This is a genomic window from Flavobacterium franklandianum, from assembly GCF_007097365.1.
Classification (GTDB): Bacteria; Bacteroidota; Bacteroidia; order Flavobacteriales; family Flavobacteriaceae; genus Flavobacterium; species Flavobacterium franklandianum.
On sequence record NZ_VJZR01000005.1, the window covers coordinates 65,917 to 90,306 of the forward strand.

15 protein-coding genes and 1 tRNA gene are annotated in these 24,390 nt (G+C 34.1%); 6 read left to right on the forward strand and 10 right to left on the reverse strand.

The annotated features are described in order from the left end of the window. The first annotated feature begins 218 nt into the window (after positions 1-218). The 4 genes from FNW17_RS07845 (at position 219) to FNW17_RS07860 (ending at position 5,822) form a co-directional block, all read left to right on the forward strand. Positions 219-926, forward strand: a complete 708-nt coding sequence (locus FNW17_RS07845) for an SDR family NAD(P)-dependent oxidoreductase (RefSeq protein ID WP_218043749.1) — start codon at positions 219-221, stop codon at positions 924-926. 21 nt (positions 927-947) lie between these two features. Next, positions 948-2,318, forward strand: coding sequence for an ADP-ribosylglycohydrolase family protein (locus FNW17_RS07850; protein ID WP_143389271.1), 1,371 nt, complete (start codon positions 948-950; stop codon positions 2,316-2,318). Positions 2,319-2,469: 151 nt separating this feature from the next. Further along, complete coding sequence (locus tag FNW17_RS07855; protein WP_144071365.1) at positions 2,470-4,173, forward strand: glycoside hydrolase family 9 protein; 1,704 nt, start codon at positions 2,470-2,472, stop codon at positions 4,171-4,173. Between the two features lie 50 nt (positions 4,174-4,223). Then, positions 4,224-5,822 (forward strand): MFS transporter, encoded by a 1,599-nt coding sequence (locus FNW17_RS07860; RefSeq protein ID WP_144071366.1) that lies wholly within the window; start codon positions 4,224-4,226, stop codon positions 5,820-5,822. A gap of 265 nt (positions 5,823-6,087) precedes the next feature. Here the strand turns inward: FNW17_RS07860 and FNW17_RS07865 are convergent, their stop codons facing one another. The 7 genes from FNW17_RS07865 to FNW17_RS07895 form a co-directional block, all read right to left on the reverse strand. Further along, positions 6,088-6,528: a hypothetical protein gene (locus FNW17_RS07865; protein WP_143389268.1), complete on the reverse strand. Its 441-nt coding sequence runs from the start codon at positions 6,526-6,528 to the stop codon at positions 6,088-6,090. Between the two features lie 213 nt (positions 6,529-6,741). After that, positions 6,742-7,878, reverse strand: coding sequence for an aldose epimerase family protein (locus tag FNW17_RS07870; protein ID WP_143389267.1), 1,137 nt, complete (start codon positions 7,876-7,878; stop codon positions 6,742-6,744). A 63-nt stretch (positions 7,879-7,941) separates the two neighbouring features. Then, positions 7,942-9,684 (reverse strand): family 43 glycosylhydrolase, encoded by a 1,743-nt coding sequence (locus FNW17_RS07875; protein ID WP_144071367.1) that lies wholly within the window; start codon positions 9,682-9,684, stop codon positions 7,942-7,944. Between the two features lie 192 nt (positions 9,685-9,876). Continuing rightward, positions 9,877-10,938, reverse strand: a complete 1,062-nt coding sequence (locus tag FNW17_RS07880; RefSeq protein ID WP_143389265.1) for a glycoside hydrolase family 2 TIM barrel-domain containing protein — start codon at positions 10,936-10,938, stop codon at positions 9,877-9,879. A gap of 144 nt (positions 10,939-11,082) precedes the next feature. Beyond that, positions 11,083-12,195, reverse strand: coding sequence for a glycoside hydrolase family 43 protein (locus FNW17_RS07885; protein ID WP_394344367.1), 1,113 nt, complete (start codon positions 12,193-12,195; stop codon positions 11,083-11,085). Between the two features lie 67 nt (positions 12,196-12,262). Then, the gene (locus tag FNW17_RS07890) at positions 12,263-13,774 is read right to left on the reverse strand and encodes a RagB/SusD family nutrient uptake outer membrane protein (protein WP_143389263.1); all 1,512 of its coding nucleotides are present in this window, start codon (positions 13,772-13,774) and stop codon (positions 12,263-12,265) included. 25 nt (positions 13,775-13,799) lie between these two features. Then, entirely contained in the window at positions 13,800-16,874 is a 3,075-nt protein-coding gene (locus FNW17_RS07895) for a SusC/RagA family TonB-linked outer membrane protein (RefSeq protein ID WP_143389262.1), read from the reverse strand. A 224-nt stretch (positions 16,875-17,098) separates the two neighbouring features. Here FNW17_RS07895 and FNW17_RS07900 point away from each other — a divergent pair, with 224 nt between their 5' ends. Together FNW17_RS07900 and FNW17_RS07905 are read left to right on the forward strand one after the other, a co-directional pair. Continuing rightward, positions 17,099-21,070: a hybrid sensor histidine kinase/response regulator transcription factor gene (locus tag FNW17_RS07900; RefSeq protein ID WP_143389261.1), complete on the forward strand. Its 3,972-nt coding sequence runs from the start codon at positions 17,099-17,101 to the stop codon at positions 21,068-21,070. A 400-nt stretch (positions 21,071-21,470) separates the two neighbouring features. After that, positions 21,471-21,707, forward strand: a complete 237-nt coding sequence (locus tag FNW17_RS07905; protein WP_144071368.1) for a hypothetical protein — start codon at positions 21,471-21,473, stop codon at positions 21,705-21,707. Positions 21,708-22,048: 341 nt separating this feature from the next. On the opposite strand, the gene FNW17_RS07910 is transcribed toward FNW17_RS07905, so the two are convergent. The 3 genes from FNW17_RS07910 to FNW17_RS07920 all read right to left on the reverse strand — a co-directional run bounded on the left by FNW17_RS07910 (position 22,049) and on the right by FNW17_RS07920 (position 24,350). Continuing rightward, positions 22,049-22,133, reverse strand: a tRNA-Ser gene (locus tag FNW17_RS07910). A gap of 62 nt (positions 22,134-22,195) precedes the next feature. Further along, complete coding sequence (locus FNW17_RS07915) at positions 22,196-23,224, reverse strand: asparaginase (protein ID WP_144071369.1); 1,029 nt, start codon at positions 23,222-23,224, stop codon at positions 22,196-22,198. Then, complete coding sequence (locus FNW17_RS07920) at positions 23,214-24,350, reverse strand: 1-acyl-sn-glycerol-3-phosphate acyltransferase (RefSeq protein ID WP_144071370.1); 1,137 nt, start codon at positions 24,348-24,350, stop codon at positions 23,214-23,216. Before FNW17_RS07920 ends, FNW17_RS07915 begins: the two co-directional genes overlap by 11 nt. Positions 24,351-24,390: the final 40 nt, after the last annotated feature.

Here is a 24,390-nt window from a genome sequence, read left to right on the forward strand (position 1 = left end):
TTATTAATTGGCTATTTTTGACAAGATAGACAATCTTCTAAATGCTGTAAGTCATATAAATAATTTACAATTGATTCAGGCATAAATAGTATTCTTATTAAATTAATAAGTATTTTATGTTGTTTATTATAATTCCGATTAGCATTAAATAAAAGTCCAATAATTTGAACTACATTTATTGCCTATCGACATTAACCATTGTAAAAATATCAAAAATCATGATCGATATAAAAGGAAAAAATGCTCTAGTTACAGGTTCTAGCCGCGGAATAGGGCAACAAATTGTTATAGGACTAGCTCAATTAGGATGCAACATTATTGTTCACGGAAGAACTAAAGAAAGTTGTGCTAAAACACTTGATTTAGTCAAGAACTTTAATGTAAAAATATATTGTGTCTATGGCGAACTATCTAGTGAATCCCAAGTAAACCTAATCATAAAACAAGTAAAAGAATTACATATTAATATAGATATTTTATACAATAATGCTGCAGTAATGACGCCCTATCATACCGATTTTTGGAATCATAGTTGGGATGAATGGATGGAAAGTTTCAAAGTAAATGTATTTGCCATGTACAGTTTATGTCGTGCATTTATCCCCTCAATGATAGAAAATGGTTTTGGCCGAGTAATAAACTTAACATCTGGAATAAAAGGAGAACCCGAACTAGCCCCTTACGGAGCTTCAAAATGGGCAGTTAATAAGTTGACTGATGATCTTTCTATAAAACTTCAAAATACTCCAGTGAGAATAAACACGCTAGACCCAAGCTGGCTACGAACAGATTTAGGAGGCGAACATGCAGACAATCCCGTCGAAGCAGTAATGCCAGGAGCTCTAGCTCCTGCACTTATAGAGAATGATGGACCAAATGGTCAAGAATTTTCTGCTTTAGACCAAAACTCTATTTTCTCTAAATAATAAACTCAAAACAATTATAAAATGTATTATAAATTTATTAAATATATCGCAATCATACTGATTTTAACTTTTTCCAACAACATAATAATAAGCCAAAACAGAAAAAATAATAACCCAACCAATGGTGCTCTAATATACAAATCTTATAAACCAAAATCATCTGATAAAATCATAAACAGAAAAGAATACAAGAATAAGTTGTATGGATTTTGGCTTGGCCAATGCATTGCCAACTGGACAGGTTTAGTAACTGAAATGGATAAAATTGGCTCTATTGGCGAAATTAAAACAGGTGCTTTTTACACTCGTGACGATTGGGGAAAAACAGATCAACCAAGTGTTTGGGGGCAAGGTGTTCCTAGTAATTTATCAAAAAATATTGATTTTGTATTTGTAAACCCTAATGATATTTGGGGTTCAGATGATGATACCGACATAGAATATCTATATCAAGAATTGCTTTACACCAATAAAAAGTCAATTCTTACTGGCAAAGAAATACGTGATGGTTGGCTAGCTCATATTAAGAAAGAAGAAGAAAATTATTTATGGGTATCCAACCAAAAAGCTTTTGATTTGATGAATCAAGGAATGATCCCCCCTGCTACAAGTGACCCAATAAATAATCCAGATTCTGAAATGATAGATGCGCAGTTAACAACCGAAATTTTTGGTTTTTTTGCTCCCGCCAGACCTGATATTGCATTAAAAATGGCCTCCTTACCTATTGCAACAACCGCAAGTAATAATGCCAAATTAATTTCTGAATTTTATGTCTTGATGTATTCTTTAGCATCTGCTGTAGATGATAAAAAATCTGATAAAGACAAAATACTTTGGATGGCAGACAAATCAAGAAAACACCTTCCAAATGATTCATACCCTGCCAAAATGTATGATTTTATAAAAAGCAAGTATTTAGCAAACATACCTTGGGAGCAAACTCGGGATGAAGTGTACCAAAGATATCAAGTGGAACAAGCAGACGGATATACTATGACCTCAGAAAACAGATATTGCAATGGTTGTTTTGCAGCAGGAATCAATTTTGCATCGAGTATTATTAGTCTTCTTTATGGAGAGGGAAATATTGTCGAGACGATAAAAATAGGTGCTCTTGCAGGTTGGGATTCTGACAATCCTACAGCAACTTGGGGAGGCTTATTGGGTTTTATGATAGGTAAAGATGGCGTTGAAAAAGCTTTCAATCGCAATTTTTCAAACCAATTTAACATTCATCGAACTAGGATAGGTTTTCCAAATAATGGCATTGACTCCTTTGAAAATATGGCTCAAAAGGGATTGATTATTATTGATAGAGTGGTTCAGGAAGAAATGAATGGTGGCGTAAATTTAAAAAAAGAGGTTTGGTATGTACCCACCTTAAACTAGCAAAATGGCTAAGTGCTTTTTTTTGAATTAAATAGCTCCTGTTTTTATAAAGAAAACACAAACAATTCAGCTTTATTTATCGATTTGCTAACCTTTATATAAATTCACCTTAATGCGTATTTAAAGAACAAAAAAATAAATATTGAAAACCATGAAAACAACTATCAAAAAACTGTTTTTATTTTTATTCTTGCTTTTTTCGATTTCATCCGTTCAAGCGCAAACAATCCTACTCAATCAGATTGGATATAAACCAATTTCCGAAAAACGAGCCTTTATTTGTGATTCAGACGTGAAAACTTTTAAAATTATAAATACTTCAAACAATGAAGTTGTTTATAATGGCGAAATTTCATCCCCTAAATATTGGGAATCCGCAGGTAAAAATGTGAGTATTACTGATTTTTCAAGTATTCAAAAATCCGGAAAATACACAATTGTTGTTGGAAATTCTTCTAAAACAATTACCATTGATAATGTTGTTTATGAAAATTTAGGAACAAAATCACTCGAAGCCTTTTATTTGGCGCGTGCCTCCGAAACTATTTCAGAAAAATACGCCGGAATTTATGCTCGCCCTTTGGGTCATCCTGACGATAAAGTAATTATTCACGCATCGGCAGCTACTGATAAAAGACCTGAGGGTTCAATAATTTCCTCCCCAAGTGGTTGGTATGATGCGGGCGATTATAACAAATACATTGTAAACTCGGGAATTACGGTTCATACTTTGCTTCAATTGTACGAAATGTATCCTGAATATTCGAAAAACTTGAAATTAAAAATTCCTGAAAATTCCAATCAAGTTCCTGACCTTTTAGATGAAATATTGGTCAATTTACGTTGGATGTTGACCATGCAAGATCCAAATGATGGTGGGGTGTATCATAAATTGACTAGCAAAAATTTTTGCGGAATGATTATGCCACAAGACGATAAATTAGATCGATATGTAGTAATGAAATCTACTGCGGCTACCCTTGATTTTGCTGCTGTAATGGCAAAAGTTTCTCGTGTTTTTTCTAAATATGAAAATGAATATCCTCATTTGTCGAACTTATGTTTAATTAGATCAAAAAACGCTTGGAACTGGGCGCAAAAAAATCCGAATGTGTTGTATGTGCAACCAAAAGATATTTCAACTGGCGAATATGGAAACAAAAACATAGACGATGAAAAGTACTGGGCAGCTATCGAGCTTTACCTTTCTACCAAAAATGAAGTCTATTTAAATCATTTGCCTACAGATTTAAAAATAACAACCCCTACTTGGTCACAAGTGGAATCCCTTGGTGCTTTTTCGTTAATTTCTTCTACTGACAAAATAAAGGATGGTAAAATAAAAGACAAAATTGAACTTATAAAACAAAATTTATTAAACACAGCGGATCAATTATACAAAATAAATCAAAAATCGCCATTCAAAATTTCGATGAATTCTTTTTCTTGGGGAAGCAATAGCGATTTAGCAAACCAAGGCTTATTATTGTTACACGCCTATACCATTTCAGGGGGAAAAAAATATTTTAAAGCGGCCGAAGATTGCCTTCATTATATCCTTGGTTCAAATCCGTTGAACATGTGTTTCGTAACCAGTTTTGGAGACAATAGTCCAAAACACATTCACGACAGACGCTCTTCGGCAGATAAAATCGATGCGCCAATTCCGGGACTTTTAGTTGGTGGGCCAACAACAACAGCAAAGTCAGACTGTGGGGAAGATAAATACAAATCAACTTTTCCAGCGCTTTCTTATGCAGATATGGAATGTAGCTATTCTACAAATGAAATTGCAATAAATTGGAATGCACCCCTTGCCTTTCTTGTAAACGCCATTAATGCCATTAACAAATAAAAAAAAAGAATTTTTAAACAGTAAAAAAACCAACCAAACCGAAATTGATTATGAATAATAAAATATCGTTAAAAGAAAAGATTGGATACGCATTAGGAGATGGTGCTGCAAATATTGCTTGGAGAGGTGTAGCGACTTTTTTATTTATATACTATACCGATGTTTTAGGATTGAGTCCTGTAGTCGTGGGAGTTTTAATGCTAGTTGCTCGTTTTAGCGATGGAATTGCCGATATAATAATGGGAGTTGTTGCGGATAGAACCACATCAAAATATGGAAAATTTCGCCCTTGGATTTTATGGTCGGCAATTCCATTAGGGGTTATTCTTGCTTTATTATTTACAAATCCTGACTTTGGCTCTTCAGGTAAATTATTGTATGCTTACATAACCTACATCTTTTTTACCTTAATTTATACAGTAAATAACATTCCTTACGGAGCCCTTATGGCAGTAATGACGGGCGACGACAAAGAAAGAACAAGTTTGGGTTCTTTTAGAATGGCTGGAGCTTTTGGAGGCGGAATGATTGTGCAAGGAGCGCTACTTTTTTTAGTTGCCTATTTCGGTAATGTAAACCCATCAATAGAAGTCAATAAATTGAGTGATGAAAAATACAATGTGATAGTTTCTGCTTCAAATGATGTCCAAAATGCTACTATTAAAACCGAAAATGGGTTTGCCACATTTGCTTTTAACGATGCTACATTAAGTCCCGAAAAAAACACTCCAACCAATAGAAAAAGTTTTGCTATGGAAGCAGATAAAAAATATTCCTTTACTGTCGCTGGAGAGCCTAATATAACCGAAAGTTCTATTTCAATCGTTGATCAAAATCGTGGTTATAGCAACTCAATGTATTTGATGTCTGTCTTTCTAACGTTCTTTATGTTTATCACTTTTTATACGACCAAAGAAAGAGTACAACCACCAAAAACTCAAGAAAATAATTTAAAACAAGATTTAAAAGAATTAATTGCAAATAGACCTTGGGTAGTTCTGATGTTCGTTGGATTATTATTCAATGTTTATAATTCTATCAAACAAGGCATTGTTATTATCTACTTTACACATTATTTGAATAATCAATTATTGTCAGCCTCTTTTTTGATTGGATTAGCATTAGTATCGGTAGCAGGCGCATTGGCAACAGCCCCTTTAGGAAAGAGATTTGGCAAACGGAACTTATTCATCTACTCATTATTGTTTTCTGGAGCAGTAAATGCTTTACTCGTTTTTTGTGATTCTACAAATATTGAAGCCATTTTTGCACTTGGAATGGCATCTGAATTTGCGGCGGCTATGTTTCCTACCTTGTTTTTTGTAATGCTTGGTGATGCAGCTGATTATTCTGAATTCAAAAACGGGCGAAGAGCTACTGGACTTATTTATTCGGCTGGATCATTCGCTACCAAATTTGGTGGTGGAATTGCCGGAGCTATTATTGGTTTAATTCTAGGCGCATTCCACTATGACGGACAGGATGCAACTGCAATAAAAAGTTCAATCCCAGGGATAATTATGCTTATGAGTTGGGTACCAGCAGTCATCACAATTCTAGCAGCTGGATTTATGTTTTTATATCCACTCAACCAAAAAAAGATGGACGAAATCACAATAGAATTGAACTCTAGAAGATTAAAAGAATAAAATTAAGATAGATTTTAAAAATAAAAATTCCTTAAAATTATAAAATTTTAAGGAATTTTGTTTTCGCAGAGAGGAAGGAATTTGTATCACCTCCTACTAATGCATTATAGACTGCCCCCAAAAGTTAGACACTATTTGGAGGTATTTTTATGGAAAGAAAAAAGAAAAAAAAGCTATACAGTCAACAGAAATGACGAACGGGAATGGAGGGTGACCCTGTTTCAAAATATTATAACGATCCTGAAACAAGTTTAGGGGAAGCCCCCTAGAAGTGAGGAATGGATGCTAAATTTTTCGGATTCTTTTCTCTTTCTTTTCGAGAAAATTCACCATAGTTATTGTAGAAGATTTTAAACACCCCCACCGCAGAAAAAAAATGATTGTAGCGGTAGCGGAAATGATTATTTTTCGTGGAGCGAAGTCGGCGGTGATGCGGCAATCGAACAGCCACGACAGGACGGGAACGGAATGTAGTCCCGTCTTTTGCGAGAAGAAGTGGAGAGAAGTATTGCGAGTTTGAAACGGCGGGGAAGAAATATAAGACTGCCAATGGCGTGCCTTGATTTAGGGAAAAGCGACCATCGATTGCGAGTCGGATGTTTGTTAAAAGAGGAATTTTGTAATCAAAGTGAAGGGTTTCTATAGAATGGAAAAATGCAAGAGAAAGAGAGCGGAGCCAACCCTGATAGCTGCGCGAAGGAGCCACCGCTGAAAAAACTGAGGGCGGCAGACAAAATACTGCTGGAATGCAGTGAAATGAATGAGAGCGCTTGTAGCGGAATGGAATGGAGCGTTAAGCGAACGAATGACTGTAACGAAATGAAGCTGTATTGTGGATGCATAAGCCCGACCGAACAAAGGGAACGACTGTAAAGAGACCGCTTGATTGTTCTTACTTACATTATTTAGAATTTGTTTTTTATTTTGAAACAAAAAACTTATAAATACAAATAGAATAGTATTCATCTCTGGGATTTAATATAGTAGTGGGAAAATGTATTTTATTAGGACTATCAGGAAAATGTTGGGTTTCAAGACAAAATGCGACTCTATATTCATATAGTTTACTGTTTTTTCCAGTTTCGGTTCCATTCAAAAAATTGCCTCCATAAAACTGTAAACCAGGTTCATTTGTATAAACTTCCATAGTCCTTCCTGACACAGGTTCTATGACTTTTGCTGCATAGTTTAGACCTTCCAATTTTTGATTTAGGACAAAATTGAGGTCATAACCAAGTCCATATTTTAGTTGCTGATTTTCAGTGTCTACTCTCTGGCCAATCTCAATCATTTTTTGGAAGTCAAAAGGTGAATTTTCTACACTAGCGATCTCTCCTGTTGGAATCAATCCATTATCAACGGGAGTATAATATGCTGCATTAATTTGCAAAAGATGGTTATTAATTGTACCATTTCCTGCTCCTTTTAAATTAAAAAATGAATGATGTGTTAAGTTTATAACTGTTGGTTCATCAGTAGAAGCCCAATACTCTATTTTCAATTCATTGTTATCTGTAAGTTTGTAAACAACTTTTATAGTAAGATTTCCAGGATAACCCTCCTCTCTATTTTTGGATATATATCGCAACTCTAAAGTTTGACCGTCCACTTGTTTTGCATCCCAAACAACAGATTCTAAGCCTTTGTTTCCTCCATGAAGATGGTTAAGTCCATTGTTTTTGGCTAAATCATATTCTTTACCATTTAATGCAAATTTTCCATTAGCAATACGATTACCATATCTTCCGATTAAAGCTCCAAAATATTTTTCTTTAGACTTTAAATAATCTTTAATATTTGAATATCCCAAAACTATGTCCTCATAATGACCTTTTCTATCTGGCGTCCACAATGAAACAACTTTGCCTCCATAATTAGTAATTTCCGAAATCATTCCCGAATGATTCTTTAAAGTGTACAATCGCACTTGTTTACCGTCAATTTCTGTTTCAAAATCACTTTTATTAAGTAATGTAATGGAGGTATGTGTGTTTTTCTGCCCCAATGTTGTAAGGGATATAAATAAAAAAGACATAATTAAAATCGCTTTTTTCATTGTTGTTTTTTTAATGTTTTTTGACTAAATTTTCGATATTTAATATACTATTAGATTATAGGTTTAATCAATTATTATTTTCTCGTAAATTGTAGTTATTTCAGTGGTAATATGAAGAAAATATAATCCTGATTTTAAAGACGAAACATCAACCTTACATTCCCCATCAGTCGTAGTCGTATTAGTTTCTCTTATAGTTTTCCCTGCAATATCAATAATTTTTATTTGTACAATGCTGTCTTGGTTATTTAGTCCAGTAATTGTAAATTTTTCTTTTGCTGGATTTGGATAAATTTTCACCGTGTTAGACCTATCCATATTTAATGTGTTTAACGTTGCTCTCACAAATTCAAGTTTAAACTGTTGATTATCTGTTCCAGTCGAAGCATTTTGCTGAACATTTCCCCCGTTAACATTGATGTCAGCAGCATCTATCTCGAGTGCTTTACCACTATTCTTATTAGTAATACTATAATTCCCTGAACCGATATCCGTTATGGTCCATAATTGGCAAGGAGCTCCATTAGGCGTCCAAATTGCGGCACTGGCGAGATTAGAAACGCTACAACCTCCAATTTCCATTGCTAAACCACTCAATGCAGATATAAAAGTATAATAACCATCCCCAGTAGCTTGAATCCACCATTGTTGTCCGAGTCCACCGTTATCTTCCCACTGTATGATGCTTGCAGGATTGCCATAAACAGCTCCACCAATTTCTACTAATTTTGTGGTGTTCTTTTGTTTAATCTTATACAGCCCATTTGCCATAGCTTGAATAGGCAATGCAGGCTCTCCACTAGGGGCTTTTATTGGTTCACCTATAACGGAAGGCTGTCCAAATTGTGGAATTCCGCTTCCATCAAAAGTGATTTTTTGAGCTCTTGTAGTTCTAGTATTTCCGCAATCACCTCCAGAATTTGGCGTTGCATGATATGCAAACCAATCTTCAGAACCGTCTGGAGATTTAAAGAAACAATTGTGTCCCGGACCATAGCTACGGGTTGCTGCATTTGTTACAAAAACAGGGTCATGCATCTTTGTCCAAGAAGACAGAAGTAAAGGATTAGCAGTATCATTCATATACATCATCCCCATTTTGTAGTCTGGTGTCCAACACCCATTGGCAGAATAGGCCATAAATACCTTTCCGTTTTTTAAAAGAATTTCAGGTCCTTCATTTACATCACCAAAATTCCCTCCAGACAATTCCCCTGGGCTTGATAACAATGACCTTGAGCCAGTCAGAGTCCAAGGATTACTCATTAAAGACACATAAATTCTTTGCGGTTTATCTCTTCCAAGTGCATTTGTTGTTGCATCTATTCCTGACCAGAAAAAATAGCGATTACCTAAAAGTTCCAGAACAGTTCCATCTATAGCATAATAATCCGCACCCGCCGAAGAAAGCTTTCCCCTGAAATTCCAATTATTTGACATTGGGTCGCTGTTACTATTTTCGATCACGAATGATTTTTGAACATTTGACCCAGTTTCTTTAGCTGTATAATAAATGTACCACTTTCCATCTAGTCGATGTAATTCTGGCGCCCAATAATCCCCTGTTTGAGCACCCACATTTCCTGGCCCAAATAATTTTGTGAGCCGTACTTGTTTTAAGCCTTCAAGAGTTGTTGCTTTTTTAATAGAAATGTCTCCACCCGTAGTTCCAGTGTAATAATAGTACCCATTTACATAAGTAATATGGGGATCTGCTAGATCTGCAATAGGTTGAGTGAATGACTGAGACATTCCCATTTGAAAATAACAAATACAAAGAACTACAAACAATTTATTTAATTTCATGAATTTTATTTTTGATTTTTCAATAATCCAGCAGCCTATTAAGTTCTATTGTTTTTTCTATACACTTGAGATATTTTATCAAGCAGACCGAATGTCACTATTTTTGATACTATTTTTTCTTTATTAATTTGTCGCAATAAGAATCATAAATAGAATGATTTTAAAAAAAAAATAGTGAATTATCTTGTATCATTATTTTTTTGCGGTCAATTTTTTTATCAAATTAACTTCATCTTGACGATAAGGCGTGCCATCCTTTTTAAACACATCGTGGAACCATTCGACAGGCTCTTCTCCACTTAACATAGGAGTATCCCATTGATAAATAGTATTTGACTTCCCTGCTACCAAGCCCCAATTAATTGCTCCAATGTTTTCTTTCTTTAACAATGGCAAAATATTTGAAAACCTGCTATTTCTAGTTCGTGCCATATATTCTGTACAAATCATGGGTCTGCCATGTGATTTTAATAAATGAATTACTTGTTGGTGCTCTGCAACATCCCCATAATGATGGTAGGTAATAATATCAGAGTTTAATGCTTGGAAAGCATTAAGTTCTTGAAAACTCCAAGTCCACAATCCAGCCGTTAAAGGCTGACTAGGGTTAATTTCTCGAGCCCATTCAAAAACTTTAGTAAGCAGATTAATTGACGAATTTAATTTATCATTATTTCCAGGTTCATTATATAAATCCCACATCAGAACACGGTCATCATTAGAAAATGTTTTGATAATATCTTGAACATAAATTTTTAGTTCCGGAAAATTTTTCTCTTCTTTATAAGCAGGGTCGCCCGGATCTTGTACCCAACCAGAATTATGTATTCCAGGTTTAGGACTTGGCTGTACACCCATTTTTGGGTTTTTATCCCATACATCATCAAATATCACAAAAATAGTTTTAATACTGTGTTTATCTGCTATTTTTAAATATGTTTTGATCCGATTTTTAAACCCTTCGGGATTCTCCTTGTAAACTAAACTATGCAGGTATACACGCATCGTGTTCATTCCAATACTTTGAGCATACCCCAATTCTTTGTCGATTGTTCCTTGATCAAACGTGTCTGCCTGCCACATCTCCAATTGATTTATGGCAGTACTTGGGATAAAATTAGCTCCTACCATCCAATTATTTTGAGCATACCAATTTTCTGCTTTCGTAATGGACCATTTATTCTGATTGTTTTCTTGAGCTAATCCTACATGTATAGTAAGAATTAAAAACAGGTTTAAGATGTATTTTTTCATTTTAATATTATTGAGATTTAATTAAATTTTTTCTTTTTTCTTTTAAAAACTACCGTTTTATTAAAAAACGGTAGTTTTTTCAACTAACTAACCAAACCTTTAACCCTCTAAATATTATTATTTTAAGGATTAAATATCTTTAAATTATTCCCCTGCAGGAATATTTATTTCTTTATTTAGATGCTCCGGAATTCCAAAAACTGGAAAGCCATTGTTGTCCCACGTAAATTGCTGCATTCTCATTGATCTATTTTCGCCACATCCTTGTTCAGGTTGCGGGTTGGCATGATATAAAATCCAATCCTCTTTGCCGTTCAGCGATTTAAAGAAAGAATTGTGACCAGGCCCAAAACTATTGCCAGTTGTATTGGATGTAAAAAGAGGATTGTTCTTGGTTCTTGACCACGAGTTTACATCTAAAGGATTTTTGGATGCATCCATCGATATCATTCCTATACTATATCCATCAGTCCAACAACCTCCAGCCGAATAAAACAAGAATATTTTGTTGTCTTTAATTAAAAATTGAGGTGCTTCTAATACTAACGGATTGGTATTATTAGTTTCCCAAGGTTCTATTGGTTTTAATAAACACACTCTTTCCGTTGAAACTTTAAAGGGGGTTTCCAATTTGGCTATGTATAGATTTTGACTGACATTAGTATCACCAGCCCATCCAGACCAAGCAAAGTAATACTCATTGTTAATCTCGATATGGGTTCCATCGATTGCCCATTTATCATCGGGCAATTTTAATTCCCCCTTATCTATCCACATTCCTTGAAAAGGATCTTGTGATGTGTTTTCAAGAACCCACATTTTGTGATTTTTATTATCGCCATCACTTGCAGCGTAATAGACATACCATTTTCCATTAATTTTATGTAATTCGGGCGCCCATATTTCTTTCGAATTAAAACCAGATGAAGGCGGGGTCCAAATTATTTTTTTTGTACCATTTTTAAGTTCAGACATTTTCTCTGTTCTTATTAGTGTAATATTATCACCAGTAGTAAATGTCACCAAATATTCATTGCCATTTTTATAAACCCATGGATCTGCTCCAGAGATCATAATAGGATTTTTAAAGGTATTAGGTTTAGTAGGTGGGTCAATTTTTGGGCTTTCATTGTTAATTTGGCCGCTGCTGCAAGAAACAAATAAACTTACTGCACAAGAGACTATAAAAATACACCTGTATTTTCTAAACATTATTTTTAGCAAAGATTCCATAACTGCGACCATTAAATTTAACATTGTAATAGAACCCGTTGGGTGTAATTAATTTTCAATAATTATGGCCAACGGGTTAATAATCTATATTTTACCAATTAGGATTCTGTGACATATTAGGATTAATATCCAGATCTCTTTGCGGAATAGGCAGTAATTCGTGTTTGCCTTTAACAAAATTATTAAATCCAGGATCTTTGCTACTTAATGTTGGTGCTAGATCACCCCACCTTTTTAAATCATTGAACCTGTGACCTTCTCCAGTTAATTCTAGAAGGCGTTCGTGTTTAATTTGTGTTAAAAATGCTGTTTGCGACATACCTGTTGTTAAGGGAGCTAAACCAGCTCTTGCTCTAACTCGATTAACATATTGATAGGCATCATTTGTTTTTCCAGTTGCATTTAAACATTCCGCATACATTAAAAGCACATCGGCATACCTAATAAATCTGTAGTTATTTATTCCTCTATAGCCTTCAAAATTTCTGGCATGGTCGTGAAGAAACTTTCTAAAGGAAACGCGTTTATTGTTGCCATATCTTTGCAAAAATGTCTCGCCATATACCATTGTGGCAGCAGGACCGGCCTCGTTAGTAAAGTTGTACAGAAATGTTGCAGGCAGTCGAGGATCTCTTTGGTTGGTAATGGTTTTCTCAATTTCGAATTCAGCAATTGGCCATCTTAGAGCTTCAGCATCTGACCAGCCTACTCCAGGTGGTGCATAAAATTGTCCAACAGAGGTTCCAAAATTATGGTTAGCAGTTTGTACATCATTATCCGTTCCTTCAGTAGGGTTTTCTATATAACTCCATTCAATTACAGATTCAACATTAAATTCCGAAGTAATTTTAAAATTATCGGCATAATTAGATACTAAATTATAACTACTCGCGCCATCTCCAGTAACTAAATAATCAAGCGCTTTTTTTGCTGATTCATAATCACGAATTTGCATGTAGGCTTTTGCTAATAAAGCATTGGCACCTCCTTTAGTAATTCTTCCTTGATCCTTAGGATCGGCATAATTTTTAGGTAAACGGGCAGCGGCATCAGTTAAGTCTTTAATTACTTGAGCCCAAACTTGCGTCTCACTTGAAGTTGCCGGTAAATCTGTTGGTGCAGATGGTCCTAATTGCAGAACAACATTGCCCCACAAACTGGCTAAATGATAATAATGCATACCTCTAAAAAAATATGCTTCTCCTAACACTCTTTCTTTTAAGTTTGAATCCATACCAATAGCTGGTACATTTGCAAGTACAGCATTTGCTCTATTAATCCCCACATAATTGTCGAAATATACATCGACCATTGGTCCAAAATTTGAATCCGGTTGTATGAAATTATTAATTGCATTAGCTAAATCACTCCACGGACTATAACTAACACCTACATCTGATCGTACATCGTAAAGCATGGGTTGCCATCTTGAAAATCCTCCTCGATGTAAGGTACTGTAGCAAGAATTTATACCTTTTATGGCATCTGTTTCGTTTTTCCAAAAACTTTGGTTCGTTACTTCGTTGGGGTTAACTTTATCTAACTCGTCACTGCAAGAAGAGATAACAGTTAACAGTACAAATAATATAAATATGTTTTTCATAATTTTTTGTTTTAATTTTTTGTTTTTAAAATTCAAGATTTACTCCAAATGCAATGATTCGACTTGCTGGCCAGTTTCCATTGTCAACACCTCTTTCCAGAATTCCATTTCCTTGAACATCAGGATCAAGCCCAGAATATTTCGTGATTGTAAATAAGTTTTGTCCCGTTGCATAAACACGCAATCCTGTTATTTTTACTTTTTTTAGAACGTCTTCACTAAACGAATAGCCTAATTGTATATTTCGTAATCTTAAGTATGAACCATCTTCCAACCATCTATCTGAACTAAATCTTGCATTATCAACTAAACCTTGGTCATTAGTGGCTACACCAATTCTAGGATCGCTAGTATTTGTATTCGCTGCAGTCCAAGGATTTACATCACTTCTAAAGTTTGTGTTTTGATATGAATCTAATTGCTGTCTCACGCTATTAAATATTTCGTTTCCAAAGACTCCCACAAACTGCGCACTTAAATCAAAATTTTTGTAATTAGCACCGAACTGTATTCCTGTTTGTAATGTTGGCCAAGAAGAAGATCCACTAAAGTCCCTGTCCGTATCTGTTATTTTACCATCGCCATTAACGTCTATAAATTTGACATCACCAGGTTTTGCAAAAGGCTGGATTGGATTGCCATTTAAAGAATGAGCAGCGATTTCAGCTTGACTTTGAAAAAGGCCATCTGTTTTTAACAAATACCATTGGCCTAATGGTTGTCCCACCTTGGATCTGGTCAATCCAGTTTGTATGTAATCTATGCCTTCTCCACGGTTTCCAACTTCTTCTACTCGGTTTTTAATGGTTGTTAAATTAAACCCTACATTCCATTTTAACTCATTAGAAGTATTCTTATATGATGCTTCAAGTTCAAAGCCAGTATTTCTAATAGAACCAGCATTTACAGGAGGAGTACCCCCTAAATTACCCAAATAAACAGCGATTGGCAAATTGGTAACCAATGCGTCTTCGGACAATGAATTGTAATAGGCTGCTGAAAGTTTTACTGCATTATTAAATAATGATGCTTCTAAACCATAATTTTGGGTCTTTCTATTTTCCCAACGCAAATCAGGGTTTACCAATGTTGCTTGGTATGAACCAACCTGCGCAACGCCACCAAGAATTGCTCTAGTATTGTTATTTATTGTTCCTTGCCAATCAAAAGAACCTAAAGTTACGATTCCTAACTCACCATAAGATGCATTTACTTTTAAATCATTAATCCACGGAACATTGAAAAAACTCTCTTTACTAATTCTCCAAGCACCAGCGATTGATGGGAAATTTCCAGTTCTATGTGCTTTGCTAAAACGACTATCTTCATCAATCCTTCCCGTAAGCGTTAGATAATATTTACTATCATAATCATAATTTATTCTTCCTAGATAACCAAAAGTTCTATAATCATCGGTGATTGCTCCCTCGCTAACTGATGTTCCTGTTGTTGAATTTATTTCAGTAAATATTTGATCTCCCAATTCTGTAATGTCACTTCTCACTGCTAAGGAGAAATCTCTTTTTGTTTGTTGATCCGAAATACCTACAACTCCATTTAGGTTATGTTTCCCTACTTTTTTATTGAAATTAAGGGTATGTTCCATCAAAATACTGCTAAATCTAGATCTGTTATCAGCAATGAAACTAGGGCGAACTGCAGCATTAAATTGGGTAACTCCATTTCGTCTTATGCCTTTAGAAAAGTCGTAACTTGCTTCAATACCAACATTGAATTTATAGCTTAACCCTTCCATTATATCTACATTCACAAAAGCATTACCTACTATTTTTGCAAAATTTATTCTTTCTCGTAAAACATCAGTAACAGCAACCTGATTTTTTGAAAATGAAACCGCATCAACAGTGCCTATTCCCCATCCACCTGGATTATTAGCATTTATGTATTCAGCACCTTTGACAGGAATAACGGGCAACATAGTGACCATATCAAAAAAAGGATTTCCAGTATCAAAAGACCCTAAAGGTTGTTTGGTGTTTGAATTTGATAATAATAGGTTTTCACCAATAGTTACTATTCCCTTTTTCATTTGGGTATTTATCCTAAAAGTAGTTCTTTGAAAAGACCTGCCAATTAGAACTCCTTTGTTTTCATACTGACTTGCTGAAAGAAAATAAGATGAATTTTTACCGCCCCCAGAGGCTCCAATGTTCAAATCTAAAGTATTTCCAGTTTGAGTAACTTCATTTTGCCAATCGGTATTTATATTAGGATTGAAATTTGCTCCAACTGATGATGGAGGAATTAACCCAGAATTTGTAAAACTTGTTTTTTGTAAATTTGCGTATTGGCTGCTATTCATTACATCCCAAGTTTGCGGTATTTGCTGTATTCCCGTATTGAGAGTAACAGAAATTTTAAGTGGACCTTCTTTTCCAGATTTAGTTTTTATAATAATTACTCCATTTGCAGCTCGTGAACCATAAATTGCAGCTGCAGATGCATCTTTTAAAATTTGTATTGACTCAATATCATTGTTGTTTACTGTTTGATTGGCATCAGCAATCATTCCGTCAATGATGTATAATGGATTAGAATTGACAAAGCTAGCTGCGCCTCTAATTTCTATCTGAGAGTTTTGCCCAGGTTGCCCACCATTTCTCACAGTTATCCCTGCAGCTAAACCTTGTAAGGATTCCGCAAGAGAATTGGTGATGTTTTTATTTATTTTTATTGGGTCTACAACAGAAACAGCACCAGTTAGATCTTTCTTTCTAATTGATTGATACCCTATAATTACCACCTCATCTAAGTTATTGCTATCTGCAATCAGGACAACATTAATTGTTGCACGACCGTTCACTTCTATTGATTGGGATTGAAAACCAATATAGCTGAAATCTAATACAGCATTAGAAGGTATGTTTCGTAAAACGAATTTTCCATCAAAATCGGCAGCAGATCCCGTCTGGGTTCCAGAAATTAATACATTGGCACCAGGTAATGGAGTTCCGTCAATACCTTTAATTTCACCACTGATTGTTATTTGACTTTGGGAGTAGGCGCTATTTGTGAACGCAAACAAACAAAATGTTAGTGTAATGGCTAATTTAATTAGTTTTGGTACATTTTTTTTCATTTTTTAATAGTTTTATTTGGTTAATATTAAACAAATCAAGAGTAAAAAAAATCATTAATCTGTATTTATTGTGTCTTTTTTTATACAAATCATTTAAAATATTATTTTTATCACGATATTATTAATTATGGAATGAATTGTATAATTTTAAGATGATATGTATTAAAAAGTAGTATTCTATTTATTTACTTTTATTCACAAAAAACAGCCACAAATTTAAAAGAATGAATAAATTTATCCTTAACCTCCTATTACTCTTTTTCTTCACCCAATTTTTATTGGGACAAGAATTTTATTTCAAACATTACAAAAGTGAAAATGGATTATCCCACAATACCGTTCTTAGTTCTCTTCAAGATAAAAAGGGATTTATGTGGTTCGGCACCAAAGATGGTTTAAACCGTTTTGACGGTTACACATTTAAAACTTTTCGTAATGACACCAATATTCCCAAAAGCATAGGGAGTAATTTTATAGAATGTCTTCACGAATACAATGGCCAATTATGGGTCGGGACGAATAATGGTTTATTTCAGTACAATGAAAAATCAGAAGATTTTAGCCTATTACACGAGTCGCTAAATAAGCCTATTGTTGATATTGAAAATGATGCTGATGGAAATCTCTGGTACATAGCAGACTTAACTTTATTTAAATACAACATAGCATCAAAAAAGACAGTTAGTTTTAAAAACACGCTATTGTTTAACGTCGAAGAAATTTCTAAAACACCTAAAGGCAACATTTGGGTTGCATTTAATAATAATTTATTTGGTTACTCAAAAGAAACTAATACATTTAACAAGATTGAAATTAATATTAAAACAAAAAATAAACTTCCTATTAGAATTAGTAAAATAGTATGCGAAAATGAAAACACCATTTATATCGGGACACAAAATAGTGGTGTAATTGTATATGATGTTCTAAAAAATAGCATCAAAAGATTGCGTCTCAATACAGAAGAGCCTTTATATGTTCGGGATTTTTTAAAAATTAATGCTGATGAGTTGTGGATTGCAACAGAGTCCGGATTGATACTTTATAACTTAAAAAACGCTACTTATAAAAATTTGACCAAGAGCTATAATAATCCATATGCACTATCCGATAATGCCGTTTACACCCTGACGGCAGACTCGGAAGGAGGGGTTTGGATCGGCACTTATTTTGGAGGAATCAATTATTATCCCAAACAATACATTCCATTCAAAAAATATTTTCCAAAACTTGGAGAAAATTCTATCAGCGGCAATGCCGTACGTGAAATTCGATCGGATCATTATGGAAATTTATGGATTGGGACGGAAGATGCCGGACTCAATAAATACAATCCAAATACAGGAATTTTCACTAATTACAATCCTTCAAAAAGTTCTAACCACTTATCCCATAACAATATTCATGGGCTTTTATTACAAGCCAATACACTATGGGTAGGTACTTTTGATCGTGGAATTGACCTTCTGGATATTGCTACCGGAAAAGTAATCAAACATTACAGTGTAGGCGATGGACACGGTCTTTCGAGTAATTTTGTTTATACCCTATATCAAAACAAATTAAAACAAATTATTGTCATTACATCAACGGGTATCCAAACTTATAATACTGAAGAAGATACCTTTATCAGTCATAAAGGGTTTCCGGAAGGGGTTTTTTACACCTCTTTTCTGGAAGACAAAAAAGGCAATCTATGGGCTGGTACTTATTGGGACGGAATAATTTGTTATAATCCAAGTACTAATCAAAGAATTGTTTTTAAACAAAATAAAAACAATTCAACAAGTATCAGTAATAATGGAATAAATGGGATTTTTCAAGACTATAAAAACGATTTGTGGATTGCCACAGAAAATGGGCTTAATGTTTATAATTATAAAGGGAAAGGCTTTAAAAAGTACACGACCAAAGATGGATTTCCCAGTAATGTGTTCTATTCTATTATAGAAGGTGAAAAAAATATTCTCTGGATCAGCACATCAAAAGGGTTGGTTGAATTCAATCAAGACACCAAAAAAATTAAAGTGTACACGGAAGATAACGGACTTTTAAACAATCAATTTAACTACAATTCAGCGTACAAGGACAAGAACGGCACTATTTATTTTGGAAGCACGAGTGGCATGATCGCCTTTAATCCAAAAAAGTTTATCAAAAATACTTATCGCCCCTCCATCTTCATCACCGGTATAGAAATAATCAGTAAAGAAGCCTCTGAGAGCACCAATATATCAGCTTTAAATAATTCTATTACCAATCACAATGAAATCATATTGCAGCCAGATGAGAATTCTTTTAATCTTGATTTCACTTCCCTAAGCTACACCGCTCCAGAAATGGTGGAATATTGGTTTCAGCTTGATGGCTCAACCAACGACTGGATTTCCTTAGGAAAAAGGCATAAAGTATATTTTACAGGTTTATCCTCCGGCACATATGATTTTAAAGTAAAGGCACTTAACGTAAATGGCACATGGAGCAAATCGTTGCCATTGCAAATTACAATCTTACCACCTTTTTGGAAAAGTAATCTGGCTTATGTTTTTTACTTTTTGATCTTAATTGGTTTGAGTTTTTTGGGCTTTAGATTTTATCACAATAGAATCAAAACTAAAAACATGTATTTAATAAATGAACTCAATAACAAAAAAGAAAAAGAATTGTACAATGCCAAAATAGAATTTTTTACCAATATCTCACACGAGATTCGCACACCCTTGAGTTTGATTAAAAGCCCATTGGAAAAATTGCTAGAAAAAGTTGATTTAAAGAGCGAAATAAGGGAGAATCTGTCTATTATGGATAAAAATGTAAGTCGTTTACTTCATCTAGTTAGTCAATTATTGGATTTTAGAAAAACTGAACTAGAATCTGTCAGTTTAACCTTTGTCAAAACCAATATTTCAAATTTAATAAGAGAAACGCACACCCAATTCAGTCAAATCATAGATAGTAAGAATATCGATTTTGAACTTAAAATGGAAACGGAGAACCTAATTGCCTATGTTGATGTTGAAGTATTGACCAAAATATTGAGCAATCTTTTTAATAATGCCATAAAATATTCAAAATCGAATATTATTCTATCGTTGACCAATAAGGAAGGCTATTTTAAATTAACCATAAAAAATGATGGTAAGCTCATCCCGCCCCATCTTCGAAACAAAATATTTGAACCTTTTTTTAGGGCACCAGGAACCGAAAATCAGTCCGGAACTGGCATTGGTCTTGCTCTGGCCTATTCGCTTGTAAAATTGCACAAAGGAACGCTGAAATTGGACACTAGTGATGCTGCTATGAATAGTTTTGTGCTTAAGCTTCCTCTACATCAGGAAAAAGAATTCGATTTTTTCGATTCCGAAAAATCAGACATAAAGGAAGATACGGCGTTGTCGATGCATAAATTTCAGATAGAAAACAATAAACCAACTCTCCTTTTGATAGAAGACAATGAGGATTTATTGGATTTCATTGCTAAAGATTTAATGGAAAATTATACCATTCTAAAATCATCAAATGCAATACAAGCATTAGAAATTGTTGATTGCGAAAATATCCAATTGGTAATCAGTGATGTAATGATGCCTGAAATGGATGGATTCAACTTCTGCGAAAAAATGAAAACCAATATCAATACCAGCCACATTCCCATTATTCTATTGACTGCCAAAACTTCTATTGGAGCCCGAATAGAAGGGCTGGAATCTGGTGCAGATGCCTACATTGACAAGCCTTTTTCAATGGAATATCTAAAAGTCCAAGTGTCTAATTTATTAGAGAATAGAAAAAATATAATAGAACATTATTCAAGTTCACCCTTGGCGCACATCAGAACAATGGCCCATACGAGTGTCGATGAAAAATTTATAAAAAAACTTGATGAAATTATAATCAGAAACATTTCAGATTCTAACTTAAGCGTTGATACCCTGGCCGAGAATATGAATATGAGTCGATCCACTTTATATAGAAAAATTAATAGTATTTCCAATTTGAGTCCAAATGATTTAATAAATATTACTAGACTTAAAAAAGCAGCTGAATTGTTAAAAACAGGAAATTATAAAATATATGAAATAGCGGAAATGGTTGGTTTTAATTCACAAGTGAGTTTTGGCAGAAGTTTTCACAGACAATTTAATATGACACCCTCTGAATATGTAAAGTTTGAGATTAAAAAAGACAATAAATAAGTTATTTGATATAATTAAATAGTTTGATTTTTAAACCCAAAGCAATCACCTATATGTAGGCCTCAAGTATTCCTTAAAAGATTAATTTGAAATATATTTAAGTAATATGGTTTTAACCTTTTTTCCTGTCATTTGATATTTCACTTACAAATTTTACATTTATATGAAACAATTAACAGGTTTGTGACGCAATTATGACGCAATCCATTTAATTAATAATACGTTCCAGCACCTTTTTCCTGAATCTTTAAAAACACCAATATCTATCTATGCTTTTAAATCTCGACTAGCCGTTGCATCTGATATTTCACTTAATAATTGGAAATCCTTATTGGTTATTTTTTTATTCTTTTTCACGAATTCAACTGCTACAATTTGTCTTTCGCTTAAACCCAAAGATTTGAGTTGTTCCGTACTGTATTTGTCTTTGAATAAAGTTACTAATATGCCACCGTCTAATGCCGTAATTGTTGGTTCGGATAACCCTGCTTCTTTACAACTGTTGACGATTTTTAGTGCACCACGACCCTACAAATCAATGTATCCTGCTTTGAAACAGATGTCTGTAATTACGGGATTTCTTGGGCGTGAAACATGGTGGCGTTTTAATCTTTCAAATTCCACTCCTTCCCAGTAAATTTCCTTCGTTCCAAATCGTGAGCTTATTGTCATAAACACGAAGTTGAACCATTGAGCCCATATATGTTCGATTCACTGATGCGTTTAACAACATTCCTCGAAATGCCGCCACCGGGTATTCTCCTTTTTCTACTCGTTGCAATCCTTTAAAATCTACTGATTTGGTGAAAAACTTATAGTTTAATTGCCATGTTCATCAATTTAGCAAGACCCTAATAATGACGATTTTATAGGGTCTTTATTTATAATAAAGAATGAACATTTTGGAAGGTTGTTAAACGAAAAAACCCCTTAAATCATATGATTTAAAGGGTTTTGATAGGGTTTTTGAAATAATCGCAGAGAGGAAGGGATTCGAACCCTCGATATGTTGCCATATACACGCTTTCCAAGCGTGCGCCTTCAGCCACTCGGCCACCTCTCTATTTAATTTGAGGTTGCAAAGAACACGAAAAAAATTGATTAAAGAAAATTATAATTCGATTTTTATGCAACTTCTCCTCGCAAAGATGTTTCAAATATTGTTTTGAAAATAGTTGGAGAAACATTTTGTCCCAACAAGTACATTAATTTTGTAATTGCTGCTTCGGTGGTGATGTCTTTTCCAGAGATCACCCCTATTTTCTTCAATGCGGTACTAGTTTCATATTTTCCCATTGTTACACTTCCGATGGAACATTGGGTTACATTAACGATGTGCAAACCTCTTGCAATTGCGTTTTTCAAAAGATTTAAAAACCAGTCTTCTGTTGGCGCATTTCCAGCACCATAAGTTTCTAATACAACTCCCTTAAGTTGGGGAATATTAAAAATAGCTGATAAAACAATTTCACTAATTCCGGGAAACATTTTTACTATAACTACGTTGCTATCTAAATTTTTATGAATCTTTAGTTTTCTTATCCTTGTTTTTGGTAAAAACAATTCGGGAAAAGTCTTCAAATTCACTCCCGATTCTATCAAAGTAGGATAATTTGGTGAGATAAATGCATTGAAATTTTCCGCATTTATCTTGGTAGTTCTATTTCCTCGATACAATTTGTATTCAAAATAAAGGCATACTTCGCTAATTACAGCCTTGTTTTCTTCCTTTAAAGAGGCAATCTGAATGGCAGTTATTAGGTTTTCCTTGGCATCGGTTCGTAAGTCTCCTATTGGCAATTGTGAACCTGTAAAAATTACTGGTTTTGATAAATTTTCGAGCATAAAACTCAAAGCTGATGCTGAATACGACATGGTATCGGAACCATGTAGCACTACAAACCCATCAAAATTATCATAATTATCTTCGATGATTGTGGCAATTTCAGCCCATTTTTCTTGATTCATTGTAGAAGAATCGATTGGCTTTTTGAAAGAAACCGTTTCGATGTCACAATCTAATTGTTTTAATTCAGGGATTTTTTGAAGTAATTTGCTAAAATTAAAATTCTTGAGTGCTCCTGTTTCAAAATCTTTCATCATACCTATAGTTCCACCGGTATAAATCAATAGAATTTTGGCTTTAGATAACATTTTCGTATTTTAACTTATTGACAACAGGATTGGCATACATCGCCAAGAAACTTTGAAGTGCAAATGGATTACAGTGGTCAATCCGCATTTCTAATCTGCGCTCAAAAAGTGACTTTTCGTTTTCTGTATACAAGTGTTGGTGTCTTGAGGTTTTATGCAAAATATCGTAAGCAATATAATTGGTTGGCCAAAGTTTATAACTACTCAAAATAGAATCATCAATTACCTGAGCCAAAGCTTGAATTTGTTTGTTTGAAGTATCATAATTGGCTTTTATATCGTCGATTTCAGTTTCAAGAATATCTCCTATATGAATATGAATTCTTTTCTTTTGACCTATAATTCCACTCAACAAAGTCATAATATCCTCGTTTTTCTCTTTGATGTAAATTTCATTATTGTTTTCAGCCATTAACTGAGGCATTTTTAACGCATCGGTTGGGTCATATTCATAAGAAATTGAAACAGGAACCACCTTTATTTTTCTGAAATAATCCATCAAATTCTGCTCATCAGACCCCATTCCAATCATTTTTAGAACAGCTGGATTCGTTTCGTCATTTCCGTCCTTGGTTCTTCCTTCTCGTTGAGCTATCCAAACAGAACGATTTTCGTGGACTAACAATTGAGCTATATAATGGGAAAGTAACTTAGAACTAACTAGTAATTCTCTGGGAGCCAAACCACGTTGCACCAAAAAATTTCTGTTTAATTTAGCCAACATTCTTAAAAATGGTTTTTTAACTAAATTATCTCCTATGGCAGAGGAAGTCATCAATTTTCCGTGTTCAAACAAACTAGCATTTAAAAAAGTGGTGTCTAAAACAATGTCTCGATGATTCGAAATATATAGATAAGGTGTATTATTATCTAATTTTTCAAAACCTGAGGTGGTTAAACCCTCTGAACTTTTTTCCAGCACTTGTTTTACACCGAAATAAATAAAATTACATTGAAAATCACGAATAGAATGGGTTTTTTTAAGTTGATCTTTCCAAACTTCATCCTCAACTTTTGGAAAACAAAAGTTCATTAATGCTTTCATCATTGGATGATCCACTATTTTTAAAATCCCTTCATTAATTTCTGTATCATAAAACGGCCGGATGGCATCGAATCTCTTCATTTTGATAATTTAATTAGACAAATGAACAAAAAAAAACTTA

Excerpts from the sequence above, each read along its gene's own strand:
- FNW17_RS07845 (WP_218043749.1), top strand. The coding sequence starts at position 219 with ATGATCGATATAAAAGGAAAAAATGCTCTAGTTACAGGTTCTAGCCGC.
- FNW17_RS07850 (WP_143389271.1), top strand. The coding sequence starts at position 948 with ATGTATTATAAATTTATTAAATATATCGCAATCATACTGATTTTAACT.
- FNW17_RS07855 (WP_144071365.1), top strand. The coding sequence starts at position 2,470 with ATGAAAACAACTATCAAAAAACTGTTTTTATTTTTATTCTTGCTTTTT.
- FNW17_RS07860 (WP_144071366.1), top strand. The coding sequence starts at position 4,224 with ATGAATAATAAAATATCGTTAAAAGAAAAGATTGGATACGCATTAGGA.
- FNW17_RS07870 (WP_143389267.1), bottom strand. The coding sequence starts at position 7,878 with ATGAAAAAAGCGATTTTAATTATGTCTTTTTTATTTATATCCCTTACA.
- FNW17_RS07875 (WP_144071367.1), bottom strand. The coding sequence starts at position 9,684 with ATGAAATTAAATAAATTGTTTGTAGTTCTTTGTATTTGTTATTTTCAA.
- FNW17_RS07880 (WP_143389265.1), bottom strand. The coding sequence starts at position 10,938 with ATGAAAAAATACATCTTAAACCTGTTTTTAATTCTTACTATACATGTA.
- FNW17_RS07885 (WP_394344367.1), bottom strand. The coding sequence starts at position 12,195 with ATGTTAAATTTAATGGTCGCAGTTATGGAATCTTTGCTAAAAATAATG.
- FNW17_RS07890 (WP_143389263.1), bottom strand. The coding sequence starts at position 13,774 with ATGAAAAACATATTTATATTATTTGTACTGTTAACTGTTATCTCTTCT.
- FNW17_RS07895 (WP_143389262.1), bottom strand. The coding sequence starts at position 16,874 with ATGAAAAAAAATGTACCAAAACTAATTAAATTAGCCATTACACTAACA.
- FNW17_RS07900 (WP_143389261.1), top strand. The coding sequence starts at position 17,099 with ATGAATAAATTTATCCTTAACCTCCTATTACTCTTTTTCTTCACCCAA.
- FNW17_RS07915 (WP_144071369.1), bottom strand. The coding sequence starts at position 23,224 with ATGTTATCTAAAGCCAAAATTCTATTGATTTATACCGGTGGAACTATA.
- FNW17_RS07920 (WP_144071370.1), bottom strand. The coding sequence starts at position 24,350 with ATGAAGAGATTCGATGCCATCCGGCCGTTTTATGATACAGAAATTAAT.